Origin of the sequence: Mycolicibacterium elephantis DSM 44368 (genome assembly GCF_004014805.1) — a bacterium.
Classification (GTDB): Bacteria; Actinomycetota; Actinomycetes; order Mycobacteriales; family Mycobacteriaceae; genus Mycobacterium; species Mycobacterium elephantis.
Genome location: NZ_ATDN01000006.1, coordinates 80,600 through 96,920 on the forward strand (window position 1 = coordinate 80,600; position 16,321 = coordinate 96,920).

Below are 16,321 nucleotides of genomic sequence, written 5' to 3' on the forward strand. Positions count from 1 at the left end.
ATCGCGGTCACGGTCGACTACCAGGCACTGGCGCCTCGCAGCCGTCTGGCGCCGAGCCCGACCACCACGACCGCGGCGACCGCGACCAACAACAGCGACAACGCGACCGCGGCCTCGGCGTCGCTTTCGCGCTGCAGATAGATCTCCAGCGGCAGTGTGCGGGTCACGCCCTGCCGTGAGCCGGCGAACGTCAGGGTGGCGCCGAACTCGCCGAGCGCCCGCGCGAACGCCAGCACGGCCCCCGACACCAGGCCCGGCGCCAGCAGCGGAAGCGACACCCGCCACCACACGGTGGTCGGCCCTGCGCCGAGCGTCGCGGCCACCATCTCGTAATCGGCGCCGAACGTTCGGGCCGCGCCCTCCAGCGCGAGCACCAGGAACGGCAGCGACACGAACGTCTGGGCGAGCACGACGGCCGTCGTCGTGAACGCGATCTCGACACCCGCCATCTCGAGGTACCTACCGAGCAGGCCGAGTCGCCCGAACGCGTACAGCAGCGCGATGCCCGCCACGACGGGCGGCAGCACCAGCGGCAGCAGCACCAGCGGACGGATGAGACGCACCAGCCTGCTGTCGCTGCGGGCCAGCACGAACGCCATCGGAACACCGAACAGCAGGCACAGCGCGGTGCTGGCGGCGGCGGTTCTGAGGCTGAGCAACAGCGCCGTGACCGACGGCTCGCTGCTGATCAGCGCGATGAAATTCGGCCAGTCGACCTTGACCGCCACCGCGACCAGTGGCACCGCCACGAACAGCGCGCCGAGCGCGGCGGGCAGATACAGCCAGCGGGGCAGGGCGGACGTGCTCAAATCGGCCCCGCTTCCCGGTCCACAGCCAAACCTTAAGACACGTCGGCGGTGCTCAGCGGCACGCCGTGAGCAGGCGCCCGCGCGCCTGTTTCGTCCCCTAGCTACTGTCCAGTAACATTGGCCGGACGCGCGTGGATTTCAGCGCCGATCACAAAGGAGGTCCTTGCGATGGAGGTCCTGGTCACCGGGGGTGACACCGATCTGGGTCGCACGATCGCGGAAGGTTTCCGCGACGCCGGACACCGAGTCGTGATCGCCGGGGCTCGGCGCGGCGATCTGGAGATCGCCGCCAAAGAACTCGACGTCGACGCGATCGTCGTCGACAACACCGACCCGGCCGGCCTCGAAGAGGCCCGCACGCAGTTCCCCCACCATCTGGACACGATCGTCAACGTGCCCGCCCCGCGGTGGGACGCCGGCGATCCGCGCGCCTACTCGCTGGCCGATCACGCGGCGGCGTGGCGTCATGCCTTGGACTCCACCGTGCTCTCGGCGGTGCTGACCGTGCAGCTTCTCGGCGACCATCTGCGCTCCGGCGGGTCGATCGTCACGGTCATACCCGAACATCCGGGCGACGGCAGCGCGGAGGCGGGCATCAAAGCGGCCGTGACGGACTGGACATCCGGGCAGACAACCCATTTCGGCACCCGTGGCATCACGGTGAACGCCGTGGCTGCCGGGCGTAGCGCCGAACCGGGCTACGACGGTGTCTCGGCGGCGACGCCGACGGTCGCCCAGGAGATCACCCGGCTCGCGCTGTTTCTGACCACGCCGGCGGCGCGCCACATCACCGGGCAGACCCTGCACGTCAGCCAGGGCGCGCGAACCGGCTGGGAATGAATCGGGTGCTCGCGAGGTAGAAGTACTGCGTGAGCATTCGACTTGGACTCCAGATACCCAACTTCTCCTACGGCACCGGCGTCGCACAGATCTTCCCCACGGTGATCGCCCAGGCGCAGGAGGCCGAGGCCGCCGGCTTCGACTCGGTCTTTGTGATGGACCACCTCTACCAACTGCCCGGGCTCGGCACGCCCGATGCGCCGATGCTCGAGGCGTACACCGCGCTGGGCGGGTTGGCGACCGCCACCGAGCGCGTCGCGCTGGGCACCCTGGTCACCGGCAACACCTATCGCAACCCGACGCTGCTGGCCAAGGCCATCACCACGCTCGACGTGATCAGCCAGGGCCGCGCTGTGCTCGGCATCGGCACCGGCTGGTATGAGCTCGAGCACAACAGCCTCGGCTACGAGTTCGGCACCTTCACCGAGCGGTTCGACAAGCTCGACGAGGCGCTGCAGATCATCCTGCCGATGTTGCACGGCGAGCGTCCGACGTTCTCGGGCAAGTACTACCGCACCGAGGAGGCGATGGCCGAGCCACGCTTCCGCGACCACATCCCGCTGATGATCGGCGGCAGCGGCGAGAAGAAGACGATTCCGCTCGCGGCGCGGCACTTCGACCACCTCAACCTCATCGCCGGCTTCGACGAATTACCCCGCAAGCTGGATGTGGTCAAAGCGCGCTGCGAAGAGATCGGCCGGGACCCGGCGACGCTGCAGACCAGCATGCTCGTCGTCGCGATCATCGGCGAAAACATCACGGGCGACTTGATTCCCGACGATTTCAAGCAGCAGGCCGTGTACGGCAGCCCCGAGCAAATCGTCGAGCAGCTCAAGACCAAGGTGTTCGACGTCGGCGTCGACGGCGTGATCCTCAGCCCGGTGACGAGCCTCAACGGATATCAGCCCGGCGGTGTCACCGCGATCGGCGAGCTCCTCAAGCCGGTTCTGGGCGGCTAGCCCGAGCCTCTGACGTGGGATACGCCACAGCGAGCGGATTCGTCGATCCGAGGTTCAGACATCTACCGTGGTGGGTAGAACTGCACGTGAAGCACCGTCGAGGAGCCCAACCATGAGCCATCCCGGAGCCACTGCATCTGATCGGCACACAGTCGTGATCATCGGATCAGGGTTCGGTGGATTGACCGCTGCCAAAAGGCTCAAGCGGGCCGACGTCGACATCAAACTGATCGCCAAGACCACCCACCACCTGTTCCAGCCGCTGCTGTATCAGGTCGCGACCGGCATCATCGCCTCGGGTGAGATCGCCCCGCCGACCCGGATGATCCTGCGCAAGCAGAAGAACTGCCAGGTGCTGCTCGGTGACGTCAGCCACATCGACCTGACCAACCAGACCGTCACTTCGGAGCTGCTCGGCCACACCTACGTCACGCCGTACGACTCGCTGATCGTGGCCGCGGGTGCCGGACAGTCCTATTTCGGCAACGACCACTTCGCTGAGTGGGCGCCGGGCATGAAGTCGATCGACGACGCGCTCGAGCTGCGGGCGCGCATCCTGAGCGCCTTCGAACAGGCCGAGCGCTCCAGCGACCCGGCTCGCCGCGAGAAGCTGCTCACGTTCACCGTCGTGGGTGCGGGCCCGACCGGCGTCGAAATGGCGGGCCAGATCTCCGAATTGGCCGACCACACTCTCAAAGGTACGTTCCGCCAGATCGATACGACCACCGCGCGGGTGATCCTGCTCGACGCGGCACCCGCGGTGCTGCCGCCGATGGGTGAGAAGCTCGGCAACAAGGCCAAGGCCCGGCTGGAGAAGATGGGCGTCGACATCCAGCTCAACGCCATGGTCACCGACGTCGACCGCAACGGCATCACGGTCAAGGACGCCGACGGCACCATCCGCCGCATCGAGTCGGCGACCAAGGTGTGGTCGGCCGGCGTTTCGGCCAGCCCGTTGGGCCGCGATCTGGCCGACCAGTGCGGCGTGGAGATCGACAAGGCCGGCCGTGTTGTGGTGCAACAGGACCTGTCCATTCCCGGGCATCCGAACGTGTTCGTCGTCGGCGACATGGCCTACGTCGAGGGGGTGCCCGGCCAGGCGCAGGGCGCCATCCAAGGCGGCAGATACGCCGCCGACATCATCAAGGCCGAGACCAAGGGCGCCGACCCGGCGCAGCGCGAGCCGTTCCAGTACTTCGACAAGGGCTCGATGGCCACCGTGTCCCGGTTCTCCGCGGTCGCCAAGATCGGGCCGCTGGAGTTCGGCGGGTTCATCGCCTGGCTGGCCTGGCTGGTGCTGCACCTGGTCTACCTCGTCGGATTCCGCCGCAAGCTCACCACGCTGCTGTCGTGGACCGTGACGTTCCTTTCGACCCAGCGCGGCAACCTCACCATCACCGAGCAGCAGGCCTACGCCCGCACCCGGATCGAAACGCTCGAGGAGATCGCCGCGTCGTTGCAGGACACGCAGAAAGCCGCCGTCTAGGCACGCTCAACAGCGTTGTGCCGGCACGGTAGTCGCGTGGTTCGAGCTGCGCTGACCCGGGCCTCGCCGCCGACAGGTTAATTTGTTCGTCACATACAGACATTTGGCAGAAACACAGCCGCTCTAACGTCCCGAAGCGACAACCGCACGTGGTCTGCGGACATATAGGGAAAGGCTGTTCATGCGACTTCAACGACGCTCACTGCTGGTGGTCGGAAGCATCGCCGCCGCAACGGGACTGGTGTTGGCCGGCTGCGGAAGCAAGGCAACCGAATCCGGCTCGGCCAACGCCGAGTCATGTGTGGACACGTCGGGCCCGACTGTCAAAGTGGGAGCGCTGAACTCGCTTTCGGGGACCATGGCCATCTCCGAGGTGACCGTCCGGAACGCCATCGACCTGGCCGTCGAGGAGATCAACGCAGCCGGCGGCGTGCTGGGTAAGCAGCTCGAGCTGGTGGCAGAGGACGGGGCATCCGAGCCGACCGTGTTCGCCGAGAAAGCGGAGAAGCTGATCAGCAGCGACTGCGTGGCCGCGGTCTTCGGCGGCTGGACCTCGTCGTCACGCAAGGCCATGCTTCCGGTGTTCGAATCGGCGAATGCGCTGCTGTACTACCCGGTGCAGTACGAGGGATTGGAAGCCTCCGACAACATCTTCTACACCGGCGCGACCACCAACCAGCAGATCGTGCCCGCGCTGGACTACCTCAAGGAGAAGGGCGTCACGTCGCTCTACCTGGTGGGCAGCGACTACGTCTTCCCGCAGACCGCCAACCGCATCATCAAGGCCTACGCCGACGCCAACGGCATCGAGATCAAGGGCGAGGACTACACGCCGCTGGGCTCCACCGACTTCTCCACCATCGTCAACAAGATCCGCACCGCCGACGCCGACGCGGTGTTCAACACCCTCAACGGCGACTCCAACGTGGCCTTCTTCCGCGAGTACCGCAACGTCGGCCTGACCCCGCAGGACATGCCCGTCGTGTCGGTGTCGATCGCCGAGGAGGAGATCGGCGGCATCGGCGTGCAGAACATCACCGGCCAGCTGACTGCGTGGGACTACTACCAGACCATCGACAGCCCGGTGAACAACGCGTTCGTCAAGGCGTACAAGGACAAATACGGCGCCGACAAGCCAACCTCGGATCCGATGGAGGCGGCCTACGTCTCGGTGTACCTGTGGAAGAACACCGTCGAGAAGGCACAATCGTTCGCGGTGCCCGACGTGCAGAAGGCCGCCGGGGGTGTTCAGTTCGACGCCCCTGAGGGTCTGGTGCAGATCGACGGCGACAACAACCACATCACCAAGACCGCCCGCATCGGTGAGATTCGGCCCGACGGCCTGATCTACACGGTCTGGGAGTCGCCGGGACCGATCGAGCCGGACCCCTACCTCAAGGATTATCCGTGGGCCGCCGGCCTCTCCAGCTGATTCGGGCATGGATGTCCTGATCGGGCAGCTGGCAACGGGATTGAGCCTCGGCTCGATCCTGTTGCTGGCCGCGCTGGGACTGTCGCTGACATTCGGCCAGATGGGCGTCATCAACATGGCGCACGGCGAGTTCATCATGGCCGGCTGCTACACCGCCTATGTGGTGCAGCAGATCGTCTCCAATGCCGGTGCCTCACTGCTGATTTCGTTGGTGGTCGGGTTTCTGATCGGCGGCGCGCTCGGCGCGCTGCTCGAGACCGCGCTGATCCGGCGGATGTATCACCGGCCGCTGGACACGCTGTTGGTGACGTTCGGTGTGGGCATGGTGCTGCAGCAGGTGGCCCGTGACATCTTCGGGGCGCCCGCGGTCAACGTGGTGGCGCCGTCGTGGCTGTCCGGCGGTGTGGAGATCCTCGGCGCCGTCGTGCCGAAGACCCGGATCTTCATCCTGGTACTGGCCGTCGTCTGTGTCGCCGCGCTGGCCGCCGCATTGAAGTTCAGCCCGATGGGGCGGCGGATACGGGCGGTGGTGGCGAACCGCGACCTCGCCGAGACCAGCGGAATCTCCTCGCGCAGAACCGATGTCACAACGTTCTTCATCGGCTCCGGGCTGGCCGCGGTCGCCGGCGTGGCGTTGACCCTGATCGGTTCGACGAGCCCCACCATCGGGCAGAGCTACCTGATCGACGCGTTCCTGGTGGTGGTGGTCGGCGGCCTCGGCCAGCTCAAGGGCACGGTGATCGCGGCGTTCGCGCTGGGCTTTGCGAACTCGTTCATCGAGTACAACACCACCGCGTCACTGGCCAAGGTGATCCTGTTCGTGATCATCGTCATCTTCCTGCAGGTCCGTCCGCAGGGCCTGTTCGCCGTCCGGACAAGGAGCCTTGCGTGAGAACCCTTCTGGGCCGCTGGCAGACCTGGGCCGGTTTCGGCGTCGCGGCCGTCCTGCTGTTCGCGGTCGCGCCCGCGGTCTTGTCCGACTTCCGGCTGAGCCTGCTGGCCAAGTTCTTGTGCTTCGCGATCGTGGCCGTCGGCATCGGCCTGGCGTGGGGCCGCGGCGGCATGCTGGTACTGGGCCAAGGCGTGTTCTTCGGCCTCGGCGGCTACATGATGGGCATGCACCTCAAGATCGCCGATGCGCACCTGCGCGGCGACGCCGTGCCGGACTTCATGCAGATCGCCGGGGTGCGCGAACTACCCGGCTACTGGGCACCGTTCGTCTCCCCCGCGTTCACGCTCGCCGCGATCGTGCTGCTGCCGACCGGCATCGCCGCCGCCCTCGGTCTCGGCGTGTTCAAGCGCCGGGTCAAGGGCGCCTACTTCGCGATCCTGTCGCAGGCGCTGGCGGCGGCGCTGGCGATCCTGCTCGTCGGGCAGACCAGCCTGGGAGGCAGCAACGGGCTCAACAGGTTTCGCACCTTCTTCGGTTTCGCGCTGAACGACCCGGTGAACCGGCGGATGCTGTACTTCATCGCCGCCGCGGTGCTGCTGGTCGTAGTCGCCGTGGTGCGCCAGCTCATGGCCAGCCGGTACGGCGAGCTGCTGGTGGCCGTGCGCGACGGCGAGGAGCGGGTACGTTTCCTCGGCTACGACCCGGCCAACATCAAGGTGGTCGCGTATTCCGTCGCGGCGCTGTTCGCCAGCATCGCGGGCGCGCTGTTCGCCCCGATCGTCGGCTTCATCGCGCCCTCACAGGTCGGCATCCTGCCGTCGATCGCGTTCCTGATCGGTGTGGCGATCGGCGGCCGCACCACGCTGTTGGGCCCGGTGCTGGGCGCCATCGGCGTCGCCTGGGCACAAACCGTGTTCTCCGAACGCTTTCCGTCGGAGTGGACCTACGCCCAGGGGTTGCTGTTCATCGTGGTCGTCGGGTTCATGCCCGCCGGCATCGCCGGCCTCGGCGCGGTGTTCGCCCGCCGACGCCTGCGCAGGCCCAAACCACCCGCCGAACCGCAGCCGGTGTCCGAACCCGACACCGAACCCGACAGTCAGAAGGTGGGGGCAGCCACATGACGGCCCAGAGCGCACCGGTCGCGGGCGGCAACGCCGGGATGGCCGCCGAGTATCTCGAGATCCGCGGACTCACCGTCGATTTCGACGGGTTCAAGGCGGTCAGCGACGTCGACCTCACCCTGTTCCAGGGGGATCTGCGGTTCCTGATCGGCCCGAACGGGGCGGGCAAGACCACCGTCATCGACGCGGTCACCGGGCTGGTCAGCGCCACCGGATCGGTCAACAAATCCGGCGTCGAACTGCTCGGGAAGAAGGTGCACCAGATCGCCCGGCTCGGGGTGGGACGCACATTTCAGACCGCCAGCGTGTTCGAGCAGCTGACCGTGCTGCAGAACCTGGACATCGCCGCGGGCGCGGGCCGGTCGGTGTGGACACTGCTGCGGCGCCGCCGCGGGGTGCTGCCCGCCATCGAAGCCGCGCTCGACACGATCGGGCTGGCCGACCTCGCCGACAGGCCCGCCGGTGCGCTGGCCCACGGCCAGAAACAGTGGCTGGAGATCGGCATGCTGCTGGTACAGAACGCCGACGTGCTGTTGCTCGACGAGCCCGTCGCGGGCATGAGCCACGAGGAACGCGAAGAGACCGGAAATCTGTTGCGCCGCATCGGAGCCGAACGCACCGTCGTCGTGGTCGAACACGACATGGACTTCATGCGGGCCTTCGCCACCTCGGTGACGGTGCTGGCCCGCGGGCGCGTGATCGCCGATGGAACCGTCGGCGAAGTGCAGGCCAACCCGAAGGTGCAGGAGGTCTACCTCGGCACCGCCGCTGCCGGTGCCGAGCTCGTCGAGGAGAACCGCTGATGCTGCAACTGATCGATGTCCGCAGCGGCTACGGCCGCTCCGAAGTCGTCCACGGCGTCAGCATCGAGGTGCCCCGCGAGGGGGTGGCCGCGGTGATGGGGCACAACGGGGCTGGCAAGACCACGCTGCTGCGCGCCGCCGTTGGACTGCTCAAATGCAAGGCGGGCAAAGTGCTTTTCGACGGCGAGGACATCACCAAGCTGCGACCCAGCGCCCGGGTGGCGCGTGGCCTGGCCTACGTCCCGCAGGGCCAGCAGTCCTTCGGCCAGCTGACCACCATGGAGAACCTCCAGGTTGTCGCCGACGGGCGCAGGAACGGAAGGCAACTCATCGACGAGCAGCTCGACCTGTTCCCCGCGCTCAAGGAGCTGCTGACCCGCAAGGCCGGGCTGCTGTCCGGTGGGCAACGCCAACAGCTGGCGATCGCACGCGCGCTGATCACCACCCCCAAGTGCCTGATCCTCGACGAACCGACCGAAGGCATCCAGCCCTCCGTGGTCGCCGAGATCGAAACCGCCATCGTCGAGTTGACCAACCGCGGCGACCTCGGGGTCCTGCTCGTCGAGCAGCACATCGGGTTCGCGCTGGAGTCCTCGCAGCAGTACTACATCCTGGAAGCCGGACGCCTCACCTCCAGCGGCACCGGCGGCTCGGCGTCGGAGACCGATGTCCGCGCCGCGATGGCGATCTAGAGCCGCTCCCCCTGCCACGTCGACAGGCACCCGCCGCCGGCCAGCGTCAACGGCATCCCCGCGGTCCGCGCGGTGCCCTGCGGATAGTGCAGTTCGCTGACACACGCCATCGGGGCGCCGAGTTCGTCGTCGCCGAGCGAGCCGCTGCCGAGTTCGACACGGTGACGCACCAGCGGCGAGCCGTCGACGTCGGCGCGCAGCGATCCCGACCAGAACCCCTGGCGTTCACCGGATCTGCCGATCTGGACCCGTTCCCGCAGCCGGACCCGACCTGAGGCGGTCAAGGCCAGCCGGGTGGCGCTGAGGTGGCGGGACGTGGCGGCGACGACCGTGGGCTCCGGATCGACGTCGAGGTCACCGGCCACCTCGAGGTTCCACACCGCGTGCGACTCGACCGTCGACGCACCCGGCAGCGTCACCGTCGCCGCCGCGGTGCGCACCCGCAGCCGCGCGCCGGGCTCGACGACGACGCGGATGTGCAGCGCGTCACCGCCCAGCGGGGTGGCGGCGGCCGACACCAGATGAACGGTGTCGGCCTCGGTGTGGCGCGCAGCGAGGCCGCCGCTGCACTCGATGCGCGGTCGGCGGTCCGGGCTGGCGACGATGAGAACGTCCGAGCGCACTAGACCGGCACCTGCAGCTGCTGGCGCACCCAGTCCAGAACCGGGGCCGCCGCCGGATCGCGGGTCAGCGAGATCAGCGCGGTGGGGCGGCCACCGCGGACGGCGGCGGCGTCGCGGGCCATCACCTCGAGGTCGGCGCCGACCAGCGGCGCCAGGTCGATCTTGTTGATCACCAACAGATCCGAATAGGTCACGCCGGGACCGCCCTTGCGGGGCACCTTGTCACCGCCCGCGACATCGATGACGAAGATCTGAACGTCGACCAGCCCCGACGAGAAGGTGGCGGTGAGGTTGTCGCCGCCGGACTCCACCAGGATGAGGTCCAGCCGGTCGGCGGGCCCCGAGTTGGCCGCGATGAGGTCGTCGATGGCGTCCAGGTTGGCGGTGATGTCGTCGCGGATGGCGGTGTGCGGGCAGCCGCCGGTCTGGACCGCTGCGATGCGCGCGTCGGGCAGCACCGCATGGCGGCGCAGAAAATCCGCGTCCTCGGTGGTGTAGATGTCGTTGGTCAGCACCGCCAGCGACAGCTCGTCGCGCAGCTGCCTGCACAGCGCAGCCACCAGTGCGGTCTTTCCCGAGCCGACGGGCCCGCCCACGCCGATGCGCAACGGCTCCCCCGGCAGGCGCGGGCGCTTCGGCCGGTCGATATGCCCGTGCGGCTGACCCTCGAGGAAATGCGGTGGCATAGCGTGCCTTTCAGGAGGCGAACAGGGGACGTTCGCGTTGGCCGTGCCGTTCGGCCAGCACGTCGAGCAGCGGATCGGAAAGCTCGCACAATCCTCTGGCGGCCTCGATAGCGAGTTGGTCGCACAGCGGCGCCAGGTCGAACGTCACGGCCGCGACGTCGCCGGGGTCGAGCGCCAACAAACGTTGCGCGGCCGTCGCCGACCCGGTCATCGTCGTGTAGATCACCGACAGCGCGGTGTGTTCGGGCGGCATGCCGCTCGCCGCGCCCCGCCCAGCGGGCCCCAGTCCGCGTCCGGCCACACCCGCCGCGCCAGGCGCACGAGCCCGCGGCCCTGCGCGCGTGAGGCCCGTCGTGCCGCGGGGGCCGGTGTGCGCGCGTCGGTTTCGCGATCGGCCGCTTCGATGCCCAGGCCGCCTCCGCAGACTGCCGCGGCGATCGAGGCGGCCACCAGACCGTGGGTGCGCACCCGCCTGCGCAGAAACGCCCGCAGCGTCGCAAGGTCACGAACCAAGCCCTCGGCGACCGCCTGCTCGACGCCCCCGGAGTGCACGTGCCCCCCGGTGGGCAACCGCGAATCCGACAACGTGAGCAGCGTCGTGAGGTTCGTCATCAGAACAGGAAATACCGTTGCGCCATCGGCAGTTCCCGGGGCGGATCCTGCTGCCACACGTCGCCGTCGATGCGCACCGTGAACGTGTCCGGGTCGACCTCGATGGCCGGCAGCGCGTCGTTGAGCGGCAGGTCGGCCTTGCCGACCGCGCGCACGTCCTTGACGGGGACCATGCGGCGGTTGACGGCGAGGCGATCCGCCAACCCGTCCTCGACGGCCTGCGGCGCCACGAAGTGCAGCGAGGTGGCGGCCGCGGCCACCGGCGCGGCGCCGAACATCGGCCGTGGCAGGACCGGCTGCGGGGTGGGAATCGAGGCGTTTGCGTCTCCCATCGCCGCCCAAGCGATCATGCCGCCCTTCAGCACCGCGTGCGGACGCACCCCGAAGTACGCCGGCTCCCACAACACCAGGTCGGCCAGCTTGCCCACCTCGACGGAGCCCACCTCGTCGTCGAGGCCGTGCGCGACGGCGGGACAGATCGTGTACTTGGCCACGTAGCGGCGCACCCGGTTGTTGTCGGCGGCGTCGTCGCCGGGCAGCGCGCCGCGGCGGCGCTTCATCACATGTGCGGTCTGCAGGGTACGGATGACCACCTCCCCGATGCGGCCCATGGCCTGGGAGTCGCTGCCGATCATCGAGATCGCGCCGATATCGTGCAACAGGTCCTCGGCGGCCATCGTCGATGGCCGGATGCGGCTCTCGGCGAACGCGAGATCCTCTGGGACGGCGGGGTTGAGGTGATGGCACACCATCAGCATGTCGAGGTGCTCGTCGAGGGTGTTGACGGTGTGCGGCCGGGTGGGGTTGGTCGAACTCGGCAGCACGTTCGGGTGCGCGGCCACCGTGATGATGTCGGGCGCGTGCCCGCCGCCCGCGCCCTCGGTGTGATAGGCGTGGATCGACCGGCCGTTGATCGCGCCGATCGTGTCCTCGACGAAACCCGCCTCGTTGAGCGTGTCGGAATGCAGTGCCACCTGCACCCCGGCCGCGTCGGCCACGCTCAGGCACGCGTCGATGGCCGCGGGTGTGGACCCCCAGTCCTCATGCAGCTTGAAACCCGAAGCGCCGCCGCGCAATTGCTCCCACATCGCCTCGGCGCTGACCGTATTGCCCTTGCCGAGCAGCGCGACGTTCACCGGCCAGGCGTCAAGCGACTCCAGCATCCGCCCCAGATGCCATGCGCCGGGGGTGACGGTGGTGGCCTTGCTGCCTTCGGCAGGTCCCGTGCCGCCCGCGATGACGGTGGTGATGCCCGCGCCGAGCGCCTCCTCCATCAGCTGAGGGCAGATCAGATGCACATGGCAGTCGATGCCTCCGGCGGTGACGATGCGGCCGTTGCCCGCGATGATCTCCGTCGACGGCCCGACCACCAGGTCGGGGTGCACCCCCGCCATGATGTCGGGGTTGCCGGCCTTGCCGATGCCGACGATCCGGCCGTCACGAATGCCGATGTCGGCCTTGATGATTCCCCAGTGATCGATGATGACCGCGCCGGTGATGACGGTGTCGGGGGCGCCGTCGGCCCTGGTCGCACGCGCCTGTCCCATCGACTCGCGCAGCACCTTGCCGCCGCCGAACACCGCCTCGTCGCCCGCGAGCCCCGGGCCGCCGCTGCGGTCCTCGGTGATCTCGACGAACAGGTCGGTGTCGGCGAGCCGGATGCGGTCGCCGGTGGTGGGACCGAACAGCGCGGCGTACCGCGCCCGCGACAGCCGGGTCATGACGCGTCCAGCCGGCCGGGAGGCGACAGCGTCAGCCCGTGCACTTCCCGCGCCCCGTTCATCGGCACCAACGCAACGCGTTGGGTCACACCGGGTTCGAAACGCACCGCGGTGCCCGCGGGAATGTCGAGCCGGTGGCCGTGCGCGCCGCCGCGGTCGAACTGCAGCGCCGCGTTGGCCTGCGGCAGGTGTACGTGGCTGCCCACCTGGACGGGGCGGTCGCCGGTGTTGACCACCTCCATCTCCACGCGCGGTGCGCCGGCGTTGATCTCGATGTCGCCGTCCCCGAACACGACTGCACCGGGCACCATCGGTGCGCTCACGAGATCGGGTGGTGGACGGTGACCAGCTTGGTGCCGTCCGGGAACGTCGCCTCCACTTGGACGTCGTCGAGCATCTCAGGCACCCCTTCCATGACGTCGTCACGGCGCAGGACCTCACGGCCGCTGACCATCAACTCCGCGACCGTGCGTCCGTCGCGGGCCCCCTCGAGGATGTGGTCGGTGATCACGGCGACCGCTTCGGGGTGGTTGAGTTTGAGCCCGCGGGCCTGTCGACGCCGCGCCAACTCGGCGGCATAGGACAGCAACAGCAGGTCCTGCTCATGCGGTGTCAAACGCATAGTCGGCGATATTGCCATGCCGCGCACGGGACAGCAGCGCAAGCAATGCGCTTGTTACTCCGCGGGCATGTTCTGCAGCCGCACCTGGCCGAGCGCCACCACCCGGTCGTTGTCGTCGGTGATCGTGATCTGCCACAGCTGTTGACGCCGGCCGCGGTGGATCGGGCGGGACAGCGCCGTGACCGTGCCCGAGGAGATCGCGCGCAGGAAATCGGTGTTGTTGTTGACCCCCACCACGTGACCGCCGCCGTGCTCGCTGAGCCAGAGTTGCCCGGACACGCTGGCCAGGCTCTCGATGATCGAGCAGTACACCCCGCCGTGCACGATGCCCCACGGTTGCAGCAGCCTGTCGTCGATGGTCAACTGCGCGGTCCCGCCGTCGGGGCTGAGCTCGAGAAATCTCAGGCCGAGTTCGCTGTCGAATCCCTTGCCGAGTTCGGCCGGTACGTCGATGGTCACGCGATCGTGTCTACACGTCCTCGCCGCGGCGCTGCCTTCAGGGGGCGAACGGTACGAAGAAATCGGACGGGCCCCACACCAGTGGTGCGGGGCCCGTCCTTGGTGTGGACCGGGAGTCACTGCAGCCCTCAGGACTCCGGCGCGGTCCGGTGGTTGTTCGGTCCAGCCAACAATAGGCAAGGCTTACCTAATTAAGCAAGACCTTTCGCGCGGCCATGCGAGATGTTCCCCGGACCGGCAGCCCGAAGTCGGCGAACGCGTCGAGCACCGCCTGGCTGCGCTGCATGCTGGTGAGCTCGCTGCATCCGGCCAGCAGCGGCATCCGGGTGGCCGCGCTGACCACGGCCGTGCCGACGGCGTGCCACATCGAGGCGACCGACATCGCCCCGCCGCTCACGTCGGCCAGCTTGGTGAACAGCGGCTCGAGGGCGCGGTGGCTGCGGTGGGCGATCCACGTCGTCAGCGCCGCCTCGCTCGGCAAGGCCACGATCCCGTCGCGCGCGGGGTTGGTCACCCGCACGGCCCTGCGCGCGGCGAAGAACGGATCGTCCGGCAGGGCCCGCAACGTCGGGTCGACGACGCCGACCCAGTCGATGGCGCCTTCGGAGTCGACATGCACCCACAGGTTCTCCAGGCCGGTATCCCACGCGCGCGCCTCGAGCACGACGAGCGGGATCACCCGTCCCACGACGACGTGGGCGAACGTGGCCGCCAACTGCTGAGCCACCGCGGCCGGGCTGTCGGTTTCCTCGGCGCCGACATCGAACATCGTCTGCAGGCGGTCGGTGGTCACCGCCTCGGTCAGCGGCCACCACCGCCGGCGCGACAGGTCGCCCATCACCGCGACGCCATAGACTCGCGGACAATCGGGATAGAGCTCGCGCAGGCGCCGGCTCGATTCGTGCAGGGGCATCGGTTGCTTGATCGTCATGCTGGCGATCAGCGGATCGTCGACCGCGACTGTCATGCGCACCTCCCAAAGCGTTACTTAGGTTAGGCTTACTATAGTGCTCTGCATGGCGAGGGCCAGACCGTGTGACTGGACTCACAAGACGCCGAGAAGCAGTGGTGAGCGCGTCGAAAATGGTCGACCGGGAACGGGCATGGCGATCCGCGGAAAGGGATACGACGCACCGTAGTAAAGCAGTAGTAAGCTGGACCGCAGTCTCTAGGAGAGAACATTTCGCATGGCCAAATTGACGCGTCTAGGGGACCTTGAACGCGAGGTGATGGACCATCTGTGGTCCGCCCCCGAGCCCCAGACCGTGCGGCAGGTCCACGAGGCCTTGTCGGCGCGGCGCGACCTGGCCTACACCACGATCATGACCGTGCTGCAGCGGCTCGCGAAGAAGAACCTGGTGGTGCAGCACCGCGACGATCGCGCCCACCGCTACGCACCCACTCACGGCCGCGACGAACTGGTCGCCGGCCTGATGGTCGACGCGCTCGACCAGGCAGCGGACTCGGGAAGCCGCGAAGCAGCGCTCGTGCATTTCGTCGAGCGGGTCGGCGCCGACGAGGCGGCCGCGTTGCGTCGTGCGCTGGCCGACCTGGAAAGCAAGGACGGCATTCCTCCGGTCGCTGGCAATTCAGGCACCGACTGAGAGAGACTGACAGCGTGTCCGCGCTGGCCTTCACCGTCATGGCGCTGGTCCTGTCCGGACCAGTGCCGGGCCTGCTGGCCAGGGCGACATGGCCGGCGCGTGCCCCAAGGGCCGCCATCGTGCTGTGGCAGGCGATCGCGCTCGCGGCCGTACTATCCGCGTTCTCCGCGGGCATCGCCATCGCCAGCCGGCTCTTCGAGCCCGGCACCGACGGCAGGCCGACGGCGTACATCTTCAGCGAAATCGATGCGCTGGGTTGGCCGTTGTGGACCGCCTACGTGTTGGTCTTCGCGCTGACCCTGGTGATCGGCGCGCGGCTGGCCCTCGCCGTGTTGCAGGTGGCCATCGCCACCCGGCGTCGTCGCGCACATCACCGCATGGTCGTGGACCTGGTCGGCAAATCCCGCACGTGCCACCACCTGCCGGCAGCGGGCTACGGGCTGCGCATCCTGGACGTGGATCAGCCGCTGGCCTACTGTCTGCCCGGCGTGCGCAGCCGGGTCGTGGTCAGCGAGGGCACCCTGACGGCGTTGGCGGACAACGAGTTCGCCGCGATCATGTCCCACGAACGCGCCCATCTGCGGGCCCGCCACGACCTGGTGCTGGAGATGTTCACGGCCGTGCACGCCGCGTTCCCGCGGTTGGTTCGCAGCGCCAGCGCGCTGGGCGCCGTCCGGCTGCTGATCGAGATGTTGGCCGACGACGCCGCGGTGCGCGCCGCCGGTCCCACTCCCCTGGCCCGTGCCCTGGTCGCCTGCGCGGGCGGGCATACCCCGTCGGGTGCGCTGGCCGCGGGTGGGCCGACGACGCTGCTGCGCGTACGCCGCCTGGCCGGGCGCGGCAACAGCCTGGCGCTGGGCATGGCGGCGTACCTGGCCGCGGCGGCGGTGTTGGTGGTGCCGACCTACGCCGTGGCGCTGCCCTGGCTGACCGAACTCCACCGGCTCTTCACCGCATAGG

Annotated in this window: 18 protein-coding genes and 1 pseudogene; 10 read left to right on the top strand and 9 right to left on the bottom strand. The window is 68.5% G+C overall.

Going from position 1 to position 16,321, the window contains the following annotated elements; translation table 11 throughout:
- Positions 1-17: 17 nt before the first annotated feature.
- The gene (locus MELE44368_RS06115; protein WP_206613702.1) at positions 18-809 is read right to left on the bottom strand and encodes an ABC transporter permease; all 792 of its coding nucleotides are present in this window, start codon (positions 807-809) and stop codon (positions 18-20) included.
- Between the two features lie 168 nt (positions 810-977).
- Here MELE44368_RS06115 and MELE44368_RS06120 point away from each other — a divergent pair, with 168 nt between their 5' ends.
- The 8 genes from MELE44368_RS06120 to urtE all read left to right on the top strand — a co-directional run bounded on the left by MELE44368_RS06120 (position 978) and on the right by urtE (position 9,034).
- A complete protein-coding gene (locus MELE44368_RS06120) occupies positions 978-1,649 on the top strand; it encodes an SDR family oxidoreductase (protein ID WP_128107686.1) in 672 nt (223 codons plus the stop codon).
- Positions 1,650-1,678: 29 nt separating this feature from the next.
- A complete protein-coding gene (locus MELE44368_RS06125) occupies positions 1,679-2,608 on the top strand; it encodes an LLM class F420-dependent oxidoreductase (RefSeq protein WP_128107687.1) in 930 nt (309 codons plus the stop codon).
- Between the two features lie 112 nt (positions 2,609-2,720).
- Positions 2,721-4,094, top strand: a complete 1,374-nt coding sequence (locus tag MELE44368_RS06130) for a type II NADH:quinone oxidoreductase Ndh (protein ID WP_128107688.1) — start codon at positions 2,721-2,723, stop codon at positions 4,092-4,094.
- A 181-nt stretch (positions 4,095-4,275) separates the two neighbouring features.
- Positions 4,276-5,526, top strand: coding sequence for an urea ABC transporter substrate-binding protein (gene urtA / locus MELE44368_RS06135; protein ID WP_128107689.1), 1,251 nt, complete (start codon positions 4,276-4,278; stop codon positions 5,524-5,526).
- 7 nt (positions 5,527-5,533) lie between these two features.
- Positions 5,534-6,418, top strand: coding sequence for an urea ABC transporter permease subunit UrtB (gene urtB, locus MELE44368_RS06140; RefSeq protein WP_128107690.1), 885 nt, complete (start codon positions 5,534-5,536; stop codon positions 6,416-6,418).
- Positions 6,415-7,539: an urea ABC transporter permease subunit UrtC gene (gene urtC / locus MELE44368_RS06145; RefSeq protein ID WP_128107691.1), complete on the top strand. Its 1,125-nt coding sequence runs from the start codon at positions 6,415-6,417 to the stop codon at positions 7,537-7,539. Before urtB ends, urtC begins: the two co-directional genes overlap by 4 nt.
- Positions 7,536-8,342: an urea ABC transporter ATP-binding protein UrtD gene (gene urtD, locus MELE44368_RS06150; RefSeq protein WP_128107692.1), complete on the top strand. Its 807-nt coding sequence runs from the start codon at positions 7,536-7,538 to the stop codon at positions 8,340-8,342. Before urtC ends, urtD begins: the two co-directional genes overlap by 4 nt.
- Positions 8,342-9,034, top strand: a complete 693-nt coding sequence (urtE, locus tag MELE44368_RS06155; protein ID WP_128107693.1) for an urea ABC transporter ATP-binding subunit UrtE — start codon at positions 8,342-8,344, stop codon at positions 9,032-9,034. Before urtD ends, urtE begins: the two co-directional genes overlap by 1 nt.
- Here the strand turns inward: urtE and MELE44368_RS06160 are convergent.
- From MELE44368_RS06160 to MELE44368_RS06195, 8 genes and pseudogenes are all read right to left on the bottom strand, one after another.
- Positions 9,031-9,657, bottom strand: coding sequence for an urease accessory protein UreD (locus tag MELE44368_RS06160; RefSeq protein ID WP_128107694.1), 627 nt, complete (start codon positions 9,655-9,657; stop codon positions 9,031-9,033). The two genes, urtE and MELE44368_RS06160, sit on opposite strands and share 4 nt — an antisense overlap.
- Positions 9,657-10,343 (bottom strand): urease accessory protein UreG, encoded by a 687-nt coding sequence (gene ureG / locus MELE44368_RS06165; protein ID WP_128107695.1) that lies wholly within the window; start codon positions 10,341-10,343, stop codon positions 9,657-9,659. Before ureG ends, MELE44368_RS06160 begins: the two co-directional genes overlap by 1 nt.
- 10 nt (positions 10,344-10,353) lie before the next feature.
- Positions 10,354-10,955 (bottom strand): annotated as a pseudogene (locus MELE44368_RS06170) (urease accessory protein UreF).
- Entirely contained in the window at positions 10,955-12,676 is a 1,722-nt protein-coding gene (locus MELE44368_RS06175) for an urease subunit alpha (RefSeq protein WP_128107696.1), read from the bottom strand. The pseudogene MELE44368_RS06170 and the gene MELE44368_RS06175 overlap by 1 nt, the downstream one beginning before the upstream one ends.
- Complete coding sequence (locus MELE44368_RS06180) at positions 12,673-12,987, bottom strand: urease subunit beta (RefSeq protein WP_128107748.1); 315 nt, start codon at positions 12,985-12,987, stop codon at positions 12,673-12,675. Before MELE44368_RS06180 ends, MELE44368_RS06175 begins: the two co-directional genes overlap by 4 nt.
- An 8-nt stretch (positions 12,988-12,995) precedes the next feature.
- On the bottom strand, positions 12,996-13,298 hold the full coding sequence (locus MELE44368_RS06185) for an urease subunit gamma (protein ID WP_128107697.1): 303 nt from the start codon (positions 13,296-13,298) through the stop codon (positions 12,996-12,998).
- A gap of 54 nt (positions 13,299-13,352) precedes the next feature.
- Positions 13,353-13,757, bottom strand: a complete 405-nt coding sequence (locus MELE44368_RS06190) for a PaaI family thioesterase (RefSeq protein WP_128107698.1) — start codon at positions 13,755-13,757, stop codon at positions 13,353-13,355.
- Positions 13,758-13,944: 187 nt separating this feature from the next.
- Positions 13,945-14,724 (bottom strand): iron reductase, encoded by a 780-nt coding sequence (locus MELE44368_RS06195; RefSeq protein ID WP_128107699.1) that lies wholly within the window; start codon positions 14,722-14,724, stop codon positions 13,945-13,947.
- A 220-nt stretch (positions 14,725-14,944) separates the two neighbouring features.
- On the opposite strand from MELE44368_RS06195, the gene MELE44368_RS06200 reads away from it, so the two are divergent.
- A complete protein-coding gene (locus MELE44368_RS06200) occupies positions 14,945-15,361 on the top strand; it encodes a BlaI/MecI/CopY family transcriptional regulator (RefSeq protein ID WP_128107700.1) in 417 nt (138 codons plus the stop codon).
- A gap of 14 nt (positions 15,362-15,375) precedes the next feature.
- On the top strand, positions 15,376-16,320 hold the full coding sequence (locus tag MELE44368_RS06205; RefSeq protein ID WP_128107701.1) for a M56 family metallopeptidase: 945 nt from the start codon (positions 15,376-15,378) through the stop codon (positions 16,318-16,320).
- Position 16,321 lies beyond the last annotated feature (1 nt).

Excerpts from the sequence above, each read along its gene's own strand:
- MELE44368_RS06180 (WP_128107748.1), bottom strand. The coding sequence starts at position 12,987 with ATGGTGCCCGGTGCAGTCGTGTTCGGGGACGGCGACATCGAGATCAAC.
- MELE44368_RS06185 (WP_128107697.1), bottom strand. The coding sequence starts at position 13,298 with ATGCGTTTGACACCGCATGAGCAGGACCTGCTGTTGCTGTCCTATGCC.
- MELE44368_RS06120 (WP_128107686.1), top strand. The coding sequence starts at position 978 with ATGGAGGTCCTGGTCACCGGGGGTGACACCGATCTGGGTCGCACGATC.
- ureG (WP_128107695.1), bottom strand. The coding sequence starts at position 10,343 with ATGCCACCGCATTTCCTCGAGGGTCAGCCGCACGGGCATATCGACCGG.
- urtE (WP_128107693.1), top strand. The coding sequence starts at position 8,342 with ATGCTGCAACTGATCGATGTCCGCAGCGGCTACGGCCGCTCCGAAGTC.
- MELE44368_RS06200 (WP_128107700.1), top strand. The coding sequence starts at position 14,945 with ATGGCCAAATTGACGCGTCTAGGGGACCTTGAACGCGAGGTGATGGAC.
- MELE44368_RS06195 (WP_128107699.1), bottom strand. The coding sequence starts at position 14,724 with ATGACAGTCGCGGTCGACGATCCGCTGATCGCCAGCATGACGATCAAG.
- urtA (WP_128107689.1), top strand. The coding sequence starts at position 4,276 with ATGCGACTTCAACGACGCTCACTGCTGGTGGTCGGAAGCATCGCCGCC.
- urtD (WP_128107692.1), top strand. The coding sequence starts at position 7,536 with ATGACGGCCCAGAGCGCACCGGTCGCGGGCGGCAACGCCGGGATGGCC.
- MELE44368_RS06130 (WP_128107688.1), top strand. The coding sequence starts at position 2,721 with ATGAGCCATCCCGGAGCCACTGCATCTGATCGGCACACAGTCGTGATC.
- MELE44368_RS06175 (WP_128107696.1), bottom strand. The coding sequence starts at position 12,676 with ATGACCCGGCTGTCGCGGGCGCGGTACGCCGCGCTGTTCGGTCCCACC.
- urtB (WP_128107690.1), top strand. The coding sequence starts at position 5,534 with ATGGATGTCCTGATCGGGCAGCTGGCAACGGGATTGAGCCTCGGCTCG.